Genomic DNA, 18100 nt, shown 5'->3' with positions numbered 1-18100 from the left:
ATATTTTAAGAAGAAGAAACTTAAAGTGTTTTAACAGGAATAAAATTTCCTATTATTTTAATATTTCTCTTGAAATAACGAGTTTTTGGATCTCAGAGGTTCCTTCGCCTATGGTACAAAGCTTTGAATCACGGTAATATTTTTCGACCGGAAAATCTTTGGTGTAACCGTAACCACCGAATATCTGAACCGCTTCGGTCGATACTTTTACTGCTACTTCTGATGCATAATATTTCGCAAAAGCGCTTTCCTTACTCACCTTTTTATGTCTATTCTTAAGGTCTGCAGCCCGGTAAGTGAGCAACTCAGCAGCTTCAATTTGTGTAGCCATATCGGCAAGCTTGAAAGCGATGGCCTGAAACTCTGAAATGGGTTTACCAAATTGTTCACGCTCTTTGGAATATTTCACTGCGGCCTCAAATGCTCCCTTTGCAATACCAACAGATAATGACGCGATAGAGATGCGCCCGCCATCCAACACTTTCATGGATTGAATAAAACCATCCCCAACTTCACCTATAACCTGGCTTTTATGTACCCTGCAATTTTGAAAAATTAACTCCGTAGTTTCAGAAGCACGCATGCCTAATTTATTTTCTTTACGGCCAGAGGAGAAGCCTGCTGTACCCTTTTCGATAATGAAAGCGGTCATTCCGTGAGAATCTCCTTTTTCGCCGGTTCTTGCAATTACAACAGCTACATTACAGGACTTGCCATGTGTGATAAAATTTTTAGAGCCATTGAGAACATAATGATCGCCATCCTTAACCGCTGTGGTTGACATATTACCTGAATCAGAACCGGTACCTACTTCGGTAAGGCCCCATGCCCCGATCCACTCGGCGGTGGCAAGCTTTGGTAAATATTTTCTTTTTTGTTCTTCGCTCGCACATGATAAGATATGTCCGGTACAAAGCGAATTGTGCGCCGCCATTGACAAGCCAATAGAACCGCATATTTTTGACAACTCTACTATTGCAGTTACGTACTCGGTATAAGTAAAACCCGACCCGCCATACTCTGTGGGTACAAGTACTCCCATCAACCCCAATTCTCCTAACTTTTTGAATACTTCAACAGGAAAGATCTGCGCTTCATCCCACTCCATCAGCTTTGGTTTGATATGTTCTTCTCCAAATTTGCGAATCATATCAGCTATCATACGCTGATTTTCGTTCTGACTGAAATCAATCGAGGCCGATTCTTGTGTTAAAGGGTCAGTTGTCATTGGTCATTCGTTTATTGGTCATTGTTGATTGATTAATTGGTCATTGTTACCTAATGACTATTGCCCAATGAACGAATGACCTCTCTGTTAATACTCCACTAAACTAATAATATTTCGTGAATGTTGGTTTATCATTTGCTGTCCGTTTAAAAATTTTAATTCCAAAAGAAAAGCGAAACCCATTACATTGCCTTTTTGACTTTTAATCAAACGGGCGGTGGCATCTGCAGTTCCACCTGTTGCAAGAACATCATCGTGTATCAAAACATTCCAGCCGGACTTAATATCATCAACCTGCAGTTCCATTTCGGCTGTTCCATACTCCAGATTGTATTCATAGCTGACCGACTTATATGGCAATTTTCCCTTTTTCCGGACAAGAACCAATGGAATATTCAACCGGTTAGCCAGCATAATTCCAAACAAAAAACCACGACTTTCAACGCCAACAACCGCATCAATTTTCTGACCATTGAGACGTACAATAAATTCATCAACGATAGAATTGCAGAGTTGTACGTTTTGAAAAACCGGTGTTATATCTCTGAATAATATTCCCGGCTTTGGGAAATCGCGAACATCGCGGATAACTGATTTAAGTTGTGATTGTACCTCATCCGCCTTTCCGGCACTTTCTCCAAATGGAGAAGGACAGCGGTAAATTTTTTTGTGTGAGGGCAATTTACTTTGTTGTTAAATAAGGTGCAAGTTTAAGATAAAGTTCATCGGTTACCAAACGTAGCTTTTTAATATCGTCAACATTTTCATAGGCCTCGTGTTGATCACGGTAATTAACAATAAGGTTTGCGATGTTGGATTTAATATAAGGATGCTTCTTTAACTGATCAACATTTGCCGTATTGATGTTTATCCTGGCTAACTGTTGGGGATTGAGTTCCAACTGCTGTGAAACGAGAGCATACATGGATGAATCCAAACCATATACTTCTCTCAACTGTTCCATTTTGTAAAAACCACCCAGCTTTTTCCGATAACTTATTATGCGATGGGCAAATGACGGACCAACGCCTCTGAGTTTTACAAGAGATATTGAGTCGGCCGTATTTAATTCCGCTTCACCTCCCGGGCTCCTCTCCACCAGCAGAGGAGAAGTTTGTTTTGCGCTATCTAAAATGATGTACAATTCAAGTTTTTGATAGAGGTTTTCCTTTAAACCATATATTTTTTTCAGATCTTCCTTTTTGTAAAAATGACCGCCTTTATTCCGGTAGTTGAGTATTGTATGAATAAGTCGGGATGAGAAACCCAATTGCTTTAACTCATCCGGAGTTACAGTGTTAGGGTTAAAATTAAACAGTTGTTCTTTCTTTTCGGAAACGACAGCACCATCCATTTCCAGAGATGAGAGCGCAAGTTGAGGCTCTGAGGTGTCACCCGCATGAACATTCTGCAATTGTTTAATTTGTCCTTGCACGTAATTAAAATCTATCGGAGGAGGTTTTACCAGAAATGGAACTAATTGAATTGAAACGATAAGCAAAACGATAATGGATAAAAGGACAATGATGCCGTTTCGCTCACGGTTATTGAAGGTGAAATATTGTCTGAGGAAATTTTTCATGCCCCACCCCTCCTCCTTCGACTCCGCTCAGGAGACGCCGGAGAAAGAGGTTAATTTTGTTTTAATTTTTTATTTATGAAATAAACCGGCACACCCAGTAACACAATTAATAATCCTAAACCCGCGCTGTTTGGCTTGTATATAAGCAGGTCGACACAGATAAGCGTTGTTATGATTATATATAACACCGGTAGAACCGGATATCCCCAGGCTTTATAAGGACGATCCGCATCCGGCTCCTTTCTTCTTAAAATAAATATCCCCACAATTGTTACAATATAAAATATCAATGATGCAAAAGTAGAATACTCCAACAGATCACCGTACTTACCCGACAAGCAAAGAGCGGATGCCCAGATACATTGAAGAACCAATGCAAAGCCGGGAACTTCCTTACTATTAAGCTGTCCTGCCTTCTTAAAAAAGAGACCATCATTGCCCATAGCGTAAAACAAACGTGCACCTGAAAGGATGAGGCCATTGTTACATCCAAAGGTTGATACCATAATTAATGCCGCCATAATGTACGTGGCCGATTGACCGAATATCACATAGGCTGCAGCAGCACCTACCCTGTCATTATCCGCAAACTGAATACCATTGCCTACAACATCGACTGCATTTGGATCGCCCCGGAGGGGCAACAAGGCCAGATAAGCAACATTGGCTAAAATGTAAATTATGGTAACAACAAGTGTTCCGACAAACAAACTACGTGGAATGTTTTTCTGAGGGTCTTTAATTTCACCTGCAATAAATGTTACGTTGTTCCATGCGTCGCTCGAAAAAAGCGGGTTGATAATTGTAGCGCCCAAAGCGCCCACTAAAGTCCAGCCTGCTATTTGTTCGATCGTTATGGCTCCGTTTGCCCCCAGTGTTGTTTTCGTTGCGTTCCACATATCGTGCAGATTATGTGATAACACATCCGTATTTGAGCCAATGATAAGACCTAAAATTATGATCGCAAATAACGCCAATACTTTTGCCGAAGTGAATATAAGTTGTACCATTTTACCGTTTCGTACACCACGGCTATTCGAAAATGTTAAAAACACAATACTTGCAATGGCAAGAACCTGCGCTGAGGTAATTTTAAAATTACCTGCCTGTAATAAAACAGTATTTAATGAAGGAATAAAAACAGCAGCATATTTGGCGAAAGCAACAGCTACGGCAGCAATTACACCTGTCTGAATAACCGTAAAAACCGTCCAGCCATACAGAAAGGAAACGAGTGGGTTATATGCACGCTGTATGTAAACATATTGACCACCAGCTTTAGGCATCATGCCTGCTAACTCACCATAACTAAGAGCTGCAGCAATTGTGATAAACCCTGTTATTAACCACAACAACAATATATATCCTGAACTACCTACATCGCGGGCCATTTGAGATGTAACAATGAAAATGCCCGACCCGATCATGGAGCCGGCCACAATCATTGTAGCATCAATAAATCCGAGTGAGCGCTTGAGTTCTGGTGTTGACATAAAAGATAAGGGCAGCAAAGCCGCCCTTATTATTATTTTGAGTGTGGATGCTTTAACTTACTATTATGCCGGCTATACATGAAAAATATAAAAAGCCCGGCCACCATCCAAACAACTGCCGTTAAAAGTGTCATCTGATCGAGAGACACTATCATTGAAGAACAAACAAGTACACCAAGTATCGGAACCAGAGGAACCAGCGGCGTTTTAAATGGCCGTGGGCGGTCAGGATCCGACCTGCGCATGATCATGATACCTATACATACGAGTACAAATGCAAATAATGTTCCTATCGAGGTCAAATCGCCGGCCACACTACCCGGAATAAAGCCTCCAAAGAAACCTACAAAAAGGAATAAAATCAAATTGGATTTCCATGGTGTTCTGAACCTGGGGTGCAGGTCAGAAAAAACTTTGGGCAAGAGACCATCCTTCGACATTGAATAAAAAACACGTGATTGCCCCATTAGCATGACGAGCATAACGGAAGAAAATCCCGCAAGAATAGCAACAGATATAAGCGTTGCCAGCCAATTATAACCTGGCATGTAATTTTTTATCGCGTAAGAAACGGAGGCCTCTTTACCTGACTTTACAAAATCGGTAAATGGGGCAACACCTGTGAGAACATGTGAAAACAAAACATAAAGCAAGGTACATATGGCCAAAGAACCCAAAATACCAATAGGCATATCACGCTTCGGATTCTTCGCTTCCTGTGCAGCTGTTGAAACCGCATCAAAACCAATGAAAGCAAAGAACACAATTGCCGCACCTCTCAGAATTCCCATCCAACCATGATTGAAAGTTGGTGAGTAGTCATATACCTTTCCATTGCCAAGGTCTACAGGAGGTGCATCGGGTGGAATAATATAAGGGGTATAATGAGAGGGATTGATGAATTTCCAACCAATAGTGATGAATAAAAGTACGATCGCCACTTTAACAAATACAATGACCCCGTTAACGATCGCTGATTCCTGCGTTCCTTTTATAAGAAGAAATGTTAACATCAAAATAATAAACAAGGCCGGCAAATTCACAAAACCATGCATACCCTCAGGAGAGACTTCAAACGGGGAATGGCACCATCGAAAAGGAATGGCTCCTCCCAACAGATTATTAAAATATTCGCTCCACGCAATTGATACAGTTGCCGCACCAAGTGCATATTCAAGGATCAGGGCCCAACCGATCACCCAGGCAACCAGTTCGCCCATTGTTGCATAAGCGTAAGTATAAGCACTCCCCGCGATCGGGATCATGGATGCAAACTCGGCATAGCAAAGACCTGCAAAGGCACAGCCAATGGCTGCAATAATAAATGAATACGTTACCGCGTTACCCGCATGCTCTCCTGCAGCAGCAGCGGTCCTTACAAAAAGGCCGGCACCAATAATAGCTCCTATACCAAGCGCTACGAGACTCCAAGCACCTAATGTTCGCTTAAGACCTGATTCGGAGTCCGAAGCTTCGGACATTAAATGATCGAGTGATTTTTTTCGTCTGAGAGACATGATTTAGAAATTAAGAATTAAAAACTGAAAATTAACACGGAACGAATATAAAGAAGTTTTGGATTAAAAGAAGGCGGGAATAAATTACTTTTGAAAAAAATATACCCCCTTTGACCCTCATAAACAAATACGTAATTGTATTAATAGCTGCCATACTTGTTTTTTGCGCGTCGAATATAAATTGGGGCGGTGACAGGTGGAAAAACATTGTATTAAGCGATGGCAAAGGTTATTATGCCTACCTCCCTGCCGTATTTATATATCACGACCTTAACCTTGGCTTTTACGAGGGTATTGAACAGAAGTATTATTACAAAAACACTTATTACGATTACAGGGCTGATGACGAACAAGGCCATGTAATAAATAAATATTTCAGCGGAACCGCAGTATTAATGCTGCCCTTCTTTCTGCAGGCGCATGCATTAACACTTTTGGCAGATTTACCTGCAGATGGCTATTCTAAATTTTATCCCATATCAGTTAACATTGCGGCAATTTTCTATTTAATTGCAGGCTTGTTTTACTTGAAACACTTGCTGAGATTTTATACTTCAAATGAATCAATAGTAAGCTTTATACTTATTGTTTTGGTATTCGGCACCAACCTGTTTTACTATGCCATAACGGAACCGGCAATGTCGCATGTATACTCGTTTTTCTGCATTAGCGCTTTTATCTATTATTTCAGATGTTTAACTAGTGCTTTCAGCAATAAGCACATCTATTTAAGTGCCCTGTTTTTAGGTTTGGTAATGCTTATAAGACCTATAAATGGTCTTGTCAAACTCTTTTTGCAATCATAATTACTTTTGCAATTATTGCCATCCAATTTATTATTTACAAATTGGCCACAGGACATTTTTTTGTTGATGCATACAGGCATGAACATTTCAACTGGTTGAACCCCGAATTTATAAATATATTATTCAGCTATAAAAAGGGGCTGTTTGTTTATACGCCAATAACATTACTTTCTTTAACAGGACTCTTTCATCTTTTCAAACAGAATCGTTATCAACTGTTTACTTTTCTAGGATTTTTTATTTTGCTTACGTATGTACTTTCATCCTGGTGGTGCTGGTATTACGGCGGAAGTTTTGGGTTACGCGCATATGTTGAGTTCTATGCACTTTTCGCGATCCTCATGACAACAGCATTAACAACAATTTCAAATAAGATTTTAAAGAAAATATACTACTCATTGATTATGATCGCTGTTTTTATTTGCATGATACAGACTTACCAATACAGGTATTACCAGATACATTGGAGTGAGATGACGAAAGAGAAATACTGGGATGTGTTTTTGAGGGTGGATAAATTGACCTCTCCCCAACCCTCTCCAAAGGAGAGGGAATAAAAAACTATTTTTTCAATTGTTCATCAAGTATAGCAAGTCCTTCTTTAAAAGAGTGCGGGGTATAGCCAAGTTCCTTAATGGCCTTATCGAGAATAAAACCTGTACGGGGAGGGCGTTTGGCGGCCTGGTTAAGAGTGTCGGACTTTATCGGATTGACAATTGACTTATCGAGTTTCCAGAAATCAGCCACCGCGTAGACAAGTTCGAGAATACTCATAATATCCTTACCAGAAACATTATAAATGCCTGTGGCACCTTTCAACGCGGTAAGTATGCAGCCCTGTGCCAGGTCTTCGGCGAGTGTAGGCGCACGAAACTGATCATCTACCACATTGATTTTTTCTCCTTTGGCTAAGGCTCCTTTTGCCCACAAAACAATATTTGTACGGCTCATATTATCAACTATTCCATATACTATAATCGTACGAAGGATAGCCCATTTTATTTTACTGGCCTGAATTACTTTTTCTGATTCATATTTAGACAAAGCATAGTAACTGAGAGGATTGGGCTTATCATCTTCCTTATAAGGGCCGGCCTCACCGTCGAATATGAAATCGGTGGAGAGGTGAATGAGTTGCGGGTTCCAGGTTCCAGGTTTCAGGTTATAGGCAGAAAGTACATCCACTAAATTTTGTACAGCAATTACATTGGCTTTCCAGCATTCTTCCTTTTGGGTTTCGCAGGCATCAACGTTGGTCATCGCGGCTGTGTTGATCACCACATCAGGCCTGTGCTTATTGAGAATTGTTTCGACCTGCTTTTTATCACTAATGTCAAGGGATTCAAAAATATAGCCAGACTTTTCAATTATTCTGTTCTCACCTTTTGAAGTAGCAATGATAGTCATATCGCTCACTTCAGGCCAAATACAATTGCCGACAGGCTTCTGGCCGGCATTAAGTTTTAATAGTGCGTAAACTATCTTTTGTCCGAGCAGACCGTTACTGCCTGTGATCAATATCTTCATAAATTCTTTTACGTTGTTTATGGAAGTGCTCAAAAAAGCGTCACTAAGGTATAAAAAACGTCTCCTGATCCGCCAAAACAGGAAAATGAAATCAAGCCGGCTTAAACTATTGATCCTGCATTGCTATAAATTAGAAAAGTAAATTGTATTTTTGCAAAGATCAGAGTGCAGGAGAAAGATTAATACCCCCTTTAGCCCTTCTCCATCATAAATGTAAACTAACAGGGACAGAAACCAAACATGGCAAAAAAAAACAATTCAACACTGAACAAAAACTCACTAGAGTTTTTAAAAAAATATCTTAACAATGCCTCTCCAACGGGCTTTGAAAGCGAAGGGCAAAAGCTATGGCTCAATTATATAAAACCGTATTCTGACGATTATTTTGTTGATACGTATGGAACAGCTGTGGCCGTTATCAACCCCAAAGCCGAATACAAAGTTGTTATTGAAGCGCATGCCGACGAGATTTCGTGGTTTGTAAATTATATTACAGATGAAGGTTTCATTTATGTTCGCAGGAATGGCGGCTCTGACCATCAGATCGCGCCATCGAAACGCGTGAACATTCATACTTCCAAAGGGATTGTTAAAGCTGTATTCGGCTGGCCGGCCATTCATGTGCGGGAAACCCTGAAAGAGGAAGCACCTACCCTAAAAAATATTTTTCTGGATTGCGGCTGCAAATCGGCTAAAGAAGTTGAAAGCCTTGGAGTACATGTAGGCTGCGTGATCACGTATGAAGATGAATTCATCACTTTGAATGACCGGTACTTTGTAGGGCGCGCATTGGACAATCGCATTGGCGGATTTATAATAGCTGAAGTGGCGCGTCTGCTGAAAGAGAAAAAAACAAAACTTCCGTTTGGATTATATATCACCAACTCGGTACAGGAAGAAGTTGGTTTACGCGGAGCTGAAATGATCGTACAACGGATAAAACCCAATGTTGCCATTATTACCGATGTATGCCACGATACACAAAGCCCGATGATGAATAAGATCACAAACGGAGACCTGAGTTGCGGCAAAGGTCCCGTGTTAACCTACGGCCCTGCTGTGCAAAACAATTTATTAAAACTGATCATCAATACTGCCGACAAAAAAAAGATCCCTTTCCAACGGCAGGCGGCATCACGTGTAACAGGTACAGATACTGATGCATTTGCTTATTCATTAGGAGGTGTTGCCTCAGCGCTGATCTCTTTACCATTGCGTTACATGCATACTACTGTTGAGATGGTTCACAAAACAGATGTAGAAAATGTTATCCGGCTCATCTATGAATCTCTGCTGGTAGTTAAGAAGGGTCATGATTTTAGTTATTTGAGGTAAACAAGGGTTGGGAGACAGAAGGCAAAAATTAAAAGTGACACAGAATGAAGGGTCAATAGGTATACACCTGATTGGAATAGGTCCATACTAACCTGGAGTCGATGGCATCGTGATGCAAGTGTGCGACACAATATTTTTTATCAAAAAAAATTTCAAATTTCTCTCGTTTGTTTTTTACCACAAGCATTAAATCCATTTTGTCTGTCTTCGGAATTTGAAAACCACCGGCTTTACCAAGCGACAATTTACTATGCATAAGTCCGGATGCGACCATTTTTTTATTTACCCACACTTCAACCGAATCGTTTTCAAATCCTGAATCAAAACCAATGAATGCAGTCTTCTCATCGTTTGGGATCGGACCAAGTGCTTCTCTGATAGGAGTGTTGGCGATGGTATCGTAGGTTACTCTGATTGTTCCGGCTTTTAAGGTTTGAGCGGATAAAAAATCATAAGCAAAGAAAAGAAAAGTGGAAACTATCAGGAGGGCGGATTTCATTTTGTTTCCTAATTTATGGCAAATACACCTATACAAGTTTAGTTAAAAACGTTTCCGGTGTCATTACCTGGATATGTGCCTTTTTGTAGTCCTTAACATTTCGGGTTACAAAAATGCCAATACCTGATTCTATTGAAGTGTAATATTGTATAGCATCCTCAAAGTCGTTAAATTCGGAAGCTATTGCCAGATCAATTTTTTTTGAATCAACCGCTAAAACAGTTACAAGTGTCTTAAATTTTGCTATGATATTCCGTGAATTTAAGCCAGAATATTGTAAACGAAGAACGTAATCGATATTAGCGAATGAAAGAGATGAAACAAAAATCTTAATTTTTCCACCATCAGCCATTGAAAACAATCTTTCCGCACTGACATTAAAAGGCTTTCGACCCGAAAGCAAATCAATACATACGTCAGTATCCGCAAATATTTTTGTCATGTCATTTGGAATATTTATTTAAAACATGTCGCTTGTATTCCTTTTTATGGTCGTAATTCTTAGACAAATCAATAACCCCCGAAAGACTTTTTACTAATGGTGTTATATCGTCCGCTTCAGCTTTAGATGCAGTCAAATAATTCAAATAACTTTCAATGAGCTTCGAAAGACTTGTGTGTTTTTGTTTTGCGTAACTTTTGGCCTTTTCGATCACGAAGCCATTAAGTTTTATTGTCAGTTTAGTATCCATAGGGTTTAATTTATACGTACAAATATATAAATTTTATACGGCTTTGGCAATAGCACAACTTTCATATCAAGCCTATCGATCACTCCTCCAACGCCTTATTCACCAAGTACGCCCTCCACTTCTGTATTACACTTGCCATGTCTTCGGGCAATTCCGAATCAAAATGAACTTTCTTTTGGGTTGTAGGATGCATAAAACCAAGCGATTTAGCGTGTAAGCCGTGCCTTGGCATCATTTTAAAGCAATTTTCGACAAACTGTTTATACTTAGCAAAAGTCGTGCCTTTCAATATCCTGTCGCCCCCATACACCTCATCATTAAAAACAGGATGGCCGGCATACCTCATATGCACACGTATTTGGTGAGTGCGGCCTGTTTCGAGTTTACACTCAATCAGGGTTACATAGCCAAAACGTTCAAGAACTTTATAATGGGTAATGGCATGCCGGCCAAATTCTCCTCCCGGGAAAATATCCATTTTCTTCCTATCCTTTAAGCTGCGGCCAATGTGACCGGTAATCGTTCCCTCATCCGTTTTAGGGTCACCCCAAATGAGGGCCCAATAGGTTCTGTCAATAGTATGATCGATAAAATTTTTCGCGAGCTTGGTCATGGCTGCAGCTGTTTTGGCGATCACCAGAATGCCGGAAGTGTTTTTATCAATGCGGTGTACAAGCCCGGGGCGGATACGCGCATCAATATCCTTCTCATTGTATTCGCGTATAGGTAAGTTAGCAAAATGGTAAACAAGCGCGTTCATTAAAGTCCCCTTATAATTGCCATAGGCGGGATGCACCACCATCCCGGCTTCTTTATTCACAATAATCAGGTCATTATCTTCGTAAACAATATTTAAGGGAATATCCTGGGGAACGAGTTCTATTTCGCGCGGAGGTTCCGCCAAAAGAATTGTTATGGTATCGAGGGGTTTTACCCTATAGTTCGATCGTACGGGTTTTCCATTTACATATATTGTACCTGCTTCAGCTGCCTGTTGAATTTTCGAACGGGTAGCATTAGCAATACGACTCATCAAAAACTTATCGATGCGGATAAGCTCTTGTCCCTTATTAGTTACAAAACGGAAATGTTCAAACAATTCCTGTTCATCATCGGGTATTTCCTGTTCAGTGGTTGCCATTGATTTAGCGGACAACAGCCACCCGCTTAATAATTGAGCTGGCACTTTCGCCGGTTATCTTCAGGAAGTAAAGTCCCTGAGCGAGTTGAGAAACATCTATACTTTCAGCGGTAAAATTATTTTCTGTCCGGACTATTTTTCCGAACATATCGATTATACTCACATGTATGTTGCCATACTTGAAACGGTCATTCAAATTTATATTCAGCTTATCCTGTACCGGGTTGGGGTACACATCGAAATCAAAATTCGCTGTTGGCGGTCCATGAATTCCCGCAATGGAAAACTGTTCTCCAAATACCGGTCTCAACATTACCGAGCCTTTAAAATTTGAGGGCTTCCATACATTTGAAACACTTATAAATGTATTGCTTATAGAATTGGTATTGAGATCGAAACCAACATTTAACAGGTCGGAGGTATTCTGTATCCAGCCGAAAAAATAGGTGCCGGGGGTCAACAACAAGGCCGGGTTACTAAGCCTGTAGGTATGAAACTGATTTGCACCCGGGTCGTACACCGGTTTAACCACACTATCGCTATAGATCAAAGTTCCCGGGACTCCGCCGCTATTATTCCATACAGCCAGGCGGAACGAAAAGTTAGTAACATTTGTAATAATAGGATTAAAATATAATTGAATGGCCCTTAAGGTATCTGCCACATTCAACGTGTATCGAATGGCCATTTTCGGATTAGTGCCGCTTAAACCATATCCGGCTTCAGCTGTACCATCATCATAGGCATAGTAGTTGTAAAATTTCTGGTAAAATCGTATCGTATCATTATAGTTGTCAAAATCAGGGATCGATTTCAAATAACTTTCCCAAACATATACCGCGCTATCTGTTAAAGCCGGTATTGTATAATTTAAAGGAGGACTTGTAAAGGGTGGATTATTAAGATAGCCCGTGGATGAGTAAGGATTTACATTTGTGCTGCCGCCATTATAGCTGGAAACCACAGTACCTGATCCATCCTTAATAACATAATTGTAAAAAGTGTTTTTTGTGACATTATTATTGTTCCGAATAACAGTTGACAAGGTTGTGACAACGTCTTTTAACTCGGAGGTATTATACTGTTCCCATGGCATGGCCTGGTATTTTTTTAACAATGAAGATGGCTCATAAACAAAAGCAACATCTTCAAAGATCGTGTCAGTTTGTGTTCTGTTATTATTTAAGTAAACATAATCAATATGCCAATGATCAACATTCCCGGATAATGTGGCATAATTCTTAAACCTGAACTGGAAACCATTACGCAAATAGGCTGTATCAATAACAGGAACAATTACAAGGTGAAAATTTGTATCATTATTAGAAGGAGTGTACCCCTTGTGCGACCACACATTCTCCCATATACCGGTTGACGGGCGCTTATATTGCAGCACCAATGAATCCTTTGTTTCAGGCGCATTACCCCGCCCCTGGGCCTGATAAAAAAAACTGAAATAAACAGAATCTACCGGAAAAAACGAACCGAGATCGATCGGCAGTGAAGTAAGATGATCGGCCTCACCTGAAGAGGTACCTGATGCAGTAAAGTTATACGGGTAGCCGGTAGAATCCACTCCATCAAATGTGGCGACACCTATAGATACGGGGGCTTTAGGATAAGTCCGGTTGATAAATACTGAACTTCCCACCCATTTAGCCGTATCAGGGAAAATACTTTCTTTAGAAAAATCATCGAGAAAAGGCAAGACCAGTGTATCGATAATTTGCTGCGCCAACTTTGCAGAAGAATAATTAAGCTGCAATTGATGCCATCTTTTTGCAACCACCGGATTCATTTGTATATCCATCAACACCTCCTCCTGCGCGACTAAACCACGACAAGTAAAAAAAGTAAAGATCACTGCTAAATATATTATTATCTTCATTTACTCCCCGCTTGTGTTGAGTCGCGAACTGTTGGCAACTTCTCTTTTTTATTCGTAAAAAATAAATCTATACTGCTCCCCATACTAATATTATCTTCTTTACTTGGACCTGGCACTTGCCTGTATACCCTTGCTCTTCCTGAATCGGAAGGCTGGTCAAACGCTACAGCTCCTTCATTCAATGAATATTCTGCCAACCTGTCCAGCACTTCTACCCGTGTTAAACCCAACAAATTGGGCACAGGTATTTTTTCTCCGCTTAAGCCCTTACCCACAACCAGGTCAACCACTGAACCTTTGGGCAGTTGCGTTCCGGGTTCTACCTTTTTACCCTTCACCAATTGCTGCAACACGCAATTAGCGCACTGATCAGGCACATAACGCGCGCGACCAAGCTTTAAACCATAGGTTTCAAGTATGGAAGCGGCCTGCCGGAGTGATTTATCCATTAATTTTGGCATGACCACCTGCGGAGGAAGTATTGTAGTAACGTATAAATAGATGGTTCTATTTTCCTTTACATTGATTTTTTTTTCGGGTTCCTGGCGAATAACGACACCCTTAGGTCCTTTGGGGTCATAAACAGAGTCTATTATGGTATATTTAAGCCTCTTATCTTGAATAAAAGCGTCCAGGTCGGCCATTTTAATACCGGCAAAATCAGGAACTTCTACTAATTCGCCGTGATGGGTATATACATCAAGCCATTTCAAAACACCCCAAATCAATACAAATAAAAGCACCAGGGCGAATGCGAGATTTTTCAGAAAAAACTTACTTTTTATAAAGTTGAAAAAGGCCTTCATTTAACGGGTTAAGTGAACCGTTAAATTTACGCAAGATTTGCCAATTGGCGTCTTTTTCTTGCAAAACCAAAATCGAGTATCTTGTCAATAAACTCGTAAGGTTTATAGCCGTTTATAGCTGACTGATGAAAAATGCAGGTTGCGGGAGTCATGCCGGGCAAAGAATTCACTTCAATAAAAACAACTTCGACCTTATTTGCATCATAAATGCGTAAAAAAGCGTCAATACGGGTGTATCCATTAATATCTAATAATCGTGCAGCCGAACCAAGTACCTGTTTTACTTTATCAGAAATTTTCTGGCGCTCAACCGGATCATGTGAATACCGCGCAGGAGTTATGTTTTGCCCCTGCCCGGCGAGGAATTTTTCTTCCAGTGAAAGCACTTCTCCTTCCGATAAAGCTTCTGAGGCTTCAAACACTTCATAAACAACATTCCCTTTTTCATCATACCTGGTAAGCATACCGCCGGTTATTTCCAAAAAGTGTTTAGCGTCTCTTTTCGATATCAACTCCTCCACCAGGATAACACGTTTCATCGGAAATTCTTCCTTAGCCTTAATATGCAATAACTGCGCAGCCGCTTCATCCAACTCTTCTGTCTTTCTGAAGATAAGTCTGGCGAAAGCTTCAAACTCTGCTTCCGATTTTATTTTACGAACGGCCGAGCTGCAGCCATCGTCGACCGGCTTAGCTATAAACGGATACCTGATATCCGATTTAATAATTGATAACACCTTTGCTTTATCATTCAGCCAATCTTCTTCATTTACCAATAGATGTTCAGCAATAAGGAATCCATTTCGCTTTAATAGCTCGTTGGTTTTATATTTATCAATTGTTATCTGCGAACTCGCTACACCTGAACCATTATATGGCAAACCAATTCTATCCAGGCCGGCCTGTACAGCGCCATCTTCACCCGGGCGTCCATGCAGGGCTATGAATACGCAATCAACCATCCGGCCCAGTTCATCGTATGTTACATGTTTTGGCTTAACGATGCTTTCAGCATTGGAATATTTATGTGTTATGGATGAACATTTATCAATGATCTCTTTAATAACATCATGCACATAATAGTTATTGACCTTATCCTTTATATCATCAGCATTATCCTTCAGCAGAAGGTTCACAGGCACTTGGTACATCTGGTGTTCATTCTCATTCCCGGTTAAGAAGATTGGAAAAGGTTCGTATTTGGTTGATGAAGCCAGCTTTTCATATACATTACGTCCGCTTTCAACAGAGATATGTCGTTCGGATGAATAGCCTCCAAATATGACAGCTACTTTAATACGTTGCGAAGCTGCCTTCTGGTCCTGGTGAATAGCATTATCAAGCGCATCTAATAAATGATCGAATGCGCCGCTTCCTCCAGATGCCACAATTCGTTGTGACAATGAAGTACGAATAATATACGTTAAAAATTGAGACGGGTTAAGTCCGATCTCTGCCGCCTGGTGAAAGAAGAAAGAGGACGGCATCATACCAGATGTTGTGTTAGGGTCATTGAGAAACACACTGCCACCTTTACCGATAAAACCATCAATACGGGCATACACATCGAAATGAAACGTGTTGAACAAGCGCTCGCACTGTATACGTATATCATTGATCTGATCAGTAGGAAGATCAATAGGAGTGATCTTCCGGGAAAGGCCCGGTAAATATTTTGAACGGTAATCGAATAATTCTTTACCCTTTCTTATTTCAGTTGGAGGCAACGCAATTGCTTTTCCGTTTTCATTCTGCACAACGATGCATGAAAATTCCTTGCCTTCAATAAAACCTTCAACCAGCACATTGCTTTCACCATCAAGTGATTCAAGAACAACTACCTCCTCGTTTTTCAAAACATCGTTCAGACACTCAACCAATTTATCAGGATGATAAATCTGGTTACTGGTTTCAGGTTTCAGGTATGACGGTTGCTGAACCTGAAACCTAAAACCTGAAACCTTTACAGGCATCCCGATCCCTTCACGAATATCAGCTAATACACGTACAAAGTCATTCTTTTCCTGTTCTGTAAGACCATTCCACATTTTTGCATCTACCCAGCGTGTGAACAACGCTTTTTCGACGGCCACCATAAAACTGGGTTCATCCGCATGCTGAAGTATAGTTACACCAATTGACGAACCCTGGTTAGCCGGTTTTATGACTAAGGGAAATCCAATTTCTGTGTTTGCTTTAATAAAACTTTCCTTACAATTTTTCCCGTCCATCCATCCTTTCCTGTCAATACTGAAAAACTTCGGGCTGGCAAAACCCGCGTTCACCATCATCTCCTTTTGAACAGCCTTATTCATTCCTATGGCAGATGGTAATATTCCAGAACCTGAATAAGGGATATTCAAATATTCCAACAGCCCCTGCATGCGACCATCTTCACCATTTGCTCCATGCAAACAAAGAAAAGCAAAATCGATCAGTGTGCTTAGTTCGGAATGATATACTTTAGTGCCGATCTTTTCTATTAGTTCATCCTGCTGCTGAACTGTAAGTGGGCCAAGATTTTCGGCATACACCTGGAACTCCCCATTGGAGTCAGGGATAGAATCAACCGGGGGATAAAAATCGCGGATGCTGCCTTTGTAAATAAATTGCCAGTTGAGAAGAATAAAATTTCCAAAACTATCAACAAGTATGGGTATCGCTTCGAAAAGCGATTTGTTTAAATTGTCGTATACTGTACGACCGCCTGCAAAAGATATTTCGCGCTCTTTAGAGGTGCCACCAAAAAATATTCCAACTTTCAGTTTCATTGAATACAAACACTATCTGGATCCATACAAAAATAGCTGTAATGCCCTATTGCAGTATGTAGTTAGCCTATTATGTATGAGCAAGTTATTGTTGATAACTACCAGTTATACCTACCCAACTCAGGTTTGCGAAAATGCAAACCGCCACGTCGGGCATTAACGGCAAGTACGTTTCATTTCATAAACTCAACTACTTTCCGTATAAGCTAATTACCGGATGGAGAGACTGTTTAGATAGTTGACCAGTTTATTAACCGCTCTTGCACGATGGCTGATCTTGTTCTTCCCGTCAATATCCATTTGCGCGAAAGTCTTCGAATATCCATCCGGCATAAAGACCGGATCATAACCAAAACCCATTGAACCATTTTTGTTCTCAGTAATTGTTCCTTCCACAATACCTTCAAACAAAAAATCCTTTCCGTTCCATACGAGCCCAATAACTGTTTTAAAGCGGGCCTTGCGGTTACTTATACCTTTCATCTCCGACAACACTTTATTCATATTATCATCCGCATTCTTTTGTTCTCCGGCATAACGCGCAGAATATACGCCCGGCCGGCCAGACAGCGCATCGATCTCTAATCCGGTGTCATCGGCAAAACAATTAACCCTGTATTTTTCGCTTATATACCTGGCTTTTTGTAATGCATTCCCTTCAATATCGGGTTGGGTTTCCGGGAGATCATCGAAACAGCCTATATCTGCAAGACCTTTAAGGACAAACCCAGGAGGAAGAAGCAAAGCGATTTCCTGCAATTTATTGGCATTGTTGCTTGCAAAAACAAGTTGCGACATACAAATTGATCTGAAAA

At 40.5% G+C, this 18100-nt stretch carries 17 protein-coding genes; 3 read left to right on the top strand and 14 right to left on the bottom strand.

Translation table 11 applies throughout. The features are described from left to right. Positions 1-52 precede the first annotated feature (52 nt). From HYU69_10935 to HYU69_10915, 5 genes are all read right to left on the bottom strand, one after another. A complete protein-coding gene (locus tag HYU69_10935; protein ID MBI2270853.1) occupies positions 53-1192 on the bottom strand; it encodes an acyl-CoA dehydrogenase family protein in 1140 nt (379 codons plus the stop codon). A gap of 123 nt (positions 1193-1315) precedes the next feature. Then, positions 1316-1891: an adenine phosphoribosyltransferase gene (locus tag HYU69_10930; GenBank protein ID MBI2270852.1), complete on the bottom strand. Its 576-nt coding sequence runs from the start codon at positions 1889-1891 to the stop codon at positions 1316-1318. Between the two features lie 19 nt (positions 1892-1910). Next, a complete protein-coding gene (locus HYU69_10925) occupies positions 1911-2810 on the bottom strand; it encodes a helix-hairpin-helix domain-containing protein (GenBank protein MBI2270851.1) in 900 nt (299 codons plus the stop codon). A gap of 50 nt (positions 2811-2860) precedes the next feature. Further along, entirely contained in the window at positions 2861-4303 is a 1443-nt protein-coding gene (locus HYU69_10920; GenBank protein ID MBI2270850.1) for an amino acid permease, read from the bottom strand. A gap of 32 nt (positions 4304-4335) precedes the next feature. Beyond that, a complete protein-coding gene (locus HYU69_10915; protein MBI2270849.1) occupies positions 4336-5820 on the bottom strand; it encodes an amino acid permease in 1485 nt (494 codons plus the stop codon). A 110-nt stretch (positions 5821-5930) separates the two neighbouring features. Here HYU69_10915 and HYU69_10910 point away from each other — a divergent pair, with 110 nt between their 5' ends. Further along, positions 5931-6626, top strand: coding sequence for a hypothetical protein (locus HYU69_10910; protein MBI2270848.1), 696 nt, complete (start codon positions 5931-5933; stop codon positions 6624-6626). A 41-nt stretch (positions 6627-6667) separates the two neighbouring features. Then, entirely contained in the window at positions 6668-7183 is a 516-nt protein-coding gene (locus tag HYU69_10905; protein MBI2270847.1) for a hypothetical protein, read from the top strand. Positions 7184-7187: 4 nt separating this feature from the next. On the opposite strand, the gene HYU69_10900 is transcribed toward HYU69_10905, so the two are convergent. Next, positions 7188-8153 carry an NAD(P)-dependent oxidoreductase gene (locus tag HYU69_10900; GenBank protein MBI2270846.1) on the bottom strand — a complete coding sequence of 322 codons (966 nt, stop codon included), beginning with the start codon at positions 8151-8153 and terminating at the stop codon, positions 7188-7190. A gap of 240 nt (positions 8154-8393) precedes the next feature. On the opposite strand from HYU69_10900, the gene HYU69_10895 reads away from it, so the two are divergent. After that, positions 8394-9488, top strand: a complete 1095-nt coding sequence (locus tag HYU69_10895; protein ID MBI2270845.1) for a M42 family metallopeptidase — start codon at positions 8394-8396, stop codon at positions 9486-9488. Between the two features lie 52 nt (positions 9489-9540). Here HYU69_10895 and HYU69_10890 read toward each other — a convergent pair whose 3' ends face one another. The 8 genes from HYU69_10890 to HYU69_10855 all read right to left on the bottom strand — a co-directional run bounded on the left by HYU69_10890 (position 9541) and on the right by HYU69_10855 (position 18083). Beyond that, the gene (locus tag HYU69_10890; GenBank protein MBI2270844.1) at positions 9541-9987 is read right to left on the bottom strand and encodes a hypothetical protein; all 447 of its coding nucleotides are present in this window, start codon (positions 9985-9987) and stop codon (positions 9541-9543) included. Positions 9988-10015: 28 nt separating this feature from the next. Then, on the bottom strand, positions 10016-10429 hold the full coding sequence (locus HYU69_10885; GenBank protein ID MBI2270843.1) for a PIN domain-containing protein: 414 nt from the start codon (positions 10427-10429) through the stop codon (positions 10016-10018). A gap of 1 nt (position 10430) precedes the next feature. Then, complete coding sequence (locus tag HYU69_10880; GenBank protein ID MBI2270842.1) at positions 10431-10679, bottom strand: hypothetical protein; 249 nt, start codon at positions 10677-10679, stop codon at positions 10431-10433. A gap of 79 nt (positions 10680-10758) precedes the next feature. Next, positions 10759-11820, bottom strand: a complete 1062-nt coding sequence (locus tag HYU69_10875) for an RluA family pseudouridine synthase (protein MBI2270841.1) — start codon at positions 11818-11820, stop codon at positions 10759-10761. Between the two features lie 4 nt (positions 11821-11824). Continuing rightward, positions 11825-13708 carry a T9SS type A sorting domain-containing protein gene (locus HYU69_10870; GenBank protein MBI2270840.1) on the bottom strand — a complete coding sequence of 628 codons (1884 nt, stop codon included), beginning with the start codon at positions 13706-13708 and terminating at the stop codon, positions 11825-11827. After that, positions 13705-14514: a PASTA domain-containing protein gene (locus HYU69_10865; GenBank protein ID MBI2270839.1), complete on the bottom strand. Its 810-nt coding sequence runs from the start codon at positions 14512-14514 to the stop codon at positions 13705-13707. The genes HYU69_10870 and HYU69_10865 overlap by 4 nt, the downstream gene beginning before the upstream one ends. A 26-nt stretch (positions 14515-14540) precedes the next feature. Continuing rightward, a complete protein-coding gene (locus tag HYU69_10860) occupies positions 14541-17279 on the bottom strand; it encodes a D-alanine--D-alanine ligase (GenBank protein MBI2270838.1) in 2739 nt (912 codons plus the stop codon). 216 nt (positions 17280-17495) lie between these two features. Beyond that, positions 17496-18083 (bottom strand): non-canonical purine NTP diphosphatase, encoded by a 588-nt coding sequence (locus tag HYU69_10855; GenBank protein ID MBI2270837.1) that lies wholly within the window; start codon positions 18081-18083, stop codon positions 17496-17498. Between the last annotated feature and the right edge of the window lie 17 nt (positions 18084-18100).

The organism is Bacteroidota bacterium (genome assembly GCA_016183775.1).
Taxonomy (GTDB): domain Bacteria; phylum Bacteroidota; class Bacteroidia; order JABDFU01; family JABDFU01; genus JABDFU01.
This window is presented reverse-complemented; position numbering and strand designations above follow the sequence as displayed.

What these genes read in the sequence shown, in the direction of transcription:
- HYU69_10900 (MBI2270846.1), bottom strand. Translation starts at nt 8,153, where the DNA reads ATGAAGATATTGATCACAGGCAGTAACGGTCTGCTCGGACAAAAGATA.
- HYU69_10880 (MBI2270842.1), bottom strand. Translation starts at nt 10,679, where the DNA reads ATGGATACTAAACTGACAATAAAACTTAATGGCTTCGTGATCGAAAAG.
- HYU69_10885 (MBI2270843.1), bottom strand. Translation starts at nt 10,429, where the DNA reads ATGACAAAAATATTTGCGGATACTGACGTATGTATTGATTTGCTTTCG.
- HYU69_10890 (MBI2270844.1), bottom strand. Translation starts at nt 9,987, where the DNA reads ATGAAATCCGCCCTCCTGATAGTTTCCACTTTTCTTTTCTTTGCTTAT.
- HYU69_10870 (MBI2270840.1), bottom strand. Translation starts at nt 13,708, where the DNA reads ATGAAGATAATAATATATTTAGCAGTGATCTTTACTTTTTTTACTTGT.
- HYU69_10915 (MBI2270849.1), bottom strand. Translation starts at nt 5,820, where the DNA reads ATGTCTCTCAGACGAAAAAAATCACTCGATCATTTAATGTCCGAAGCT.
- HYU69_10875 (MBI2270841.1), bottom strand. Translation starts at nt 11,820, where the DNA reads ATGGCAACCACTGAACAGGAAATACCCGATGATGAACAGGAATTGTTT.
- HYU69_10895 (MBI2270845.1), top strand. Translation starts at nt 8,394, where the DNA reads ATGGCAAAAAAAAACAATTCAACACTGAACAAAAACTCACTAGAGTTT.
- HYU69_10865 (MBI2270839.1), bottom strand. Translation starts at nt 14,514, where the DNA reads ATGAAGGCCTTTTTCAACTTTATAAAAAGTAAGTTTTTTCTGAAAAAT.
- HYU69_10925 (MBI2270851.1), bottom strand. Translation starts at nt 2,810, where the DNA reads ATGAAAAATTTCCTCAGACAATATTTCACCTTCAATAACCGTGAGCGA.
- HYU69_10920 (MBI2270850.1), bottom strand. Translation starts at nt 4,303, where the DNA reads ATGTCAACACCAGAACTCAAGCGCTCACTCGGATTTATTGATGCTACA.
- HYU69_10855 (MBI2270837.1), bottom strand. Translation starts at nt 18,083, where the DNA reads ATGTCGCAACTTGTTTTTGCAAGCAACAATGCCAATAAATTGCAGGAA.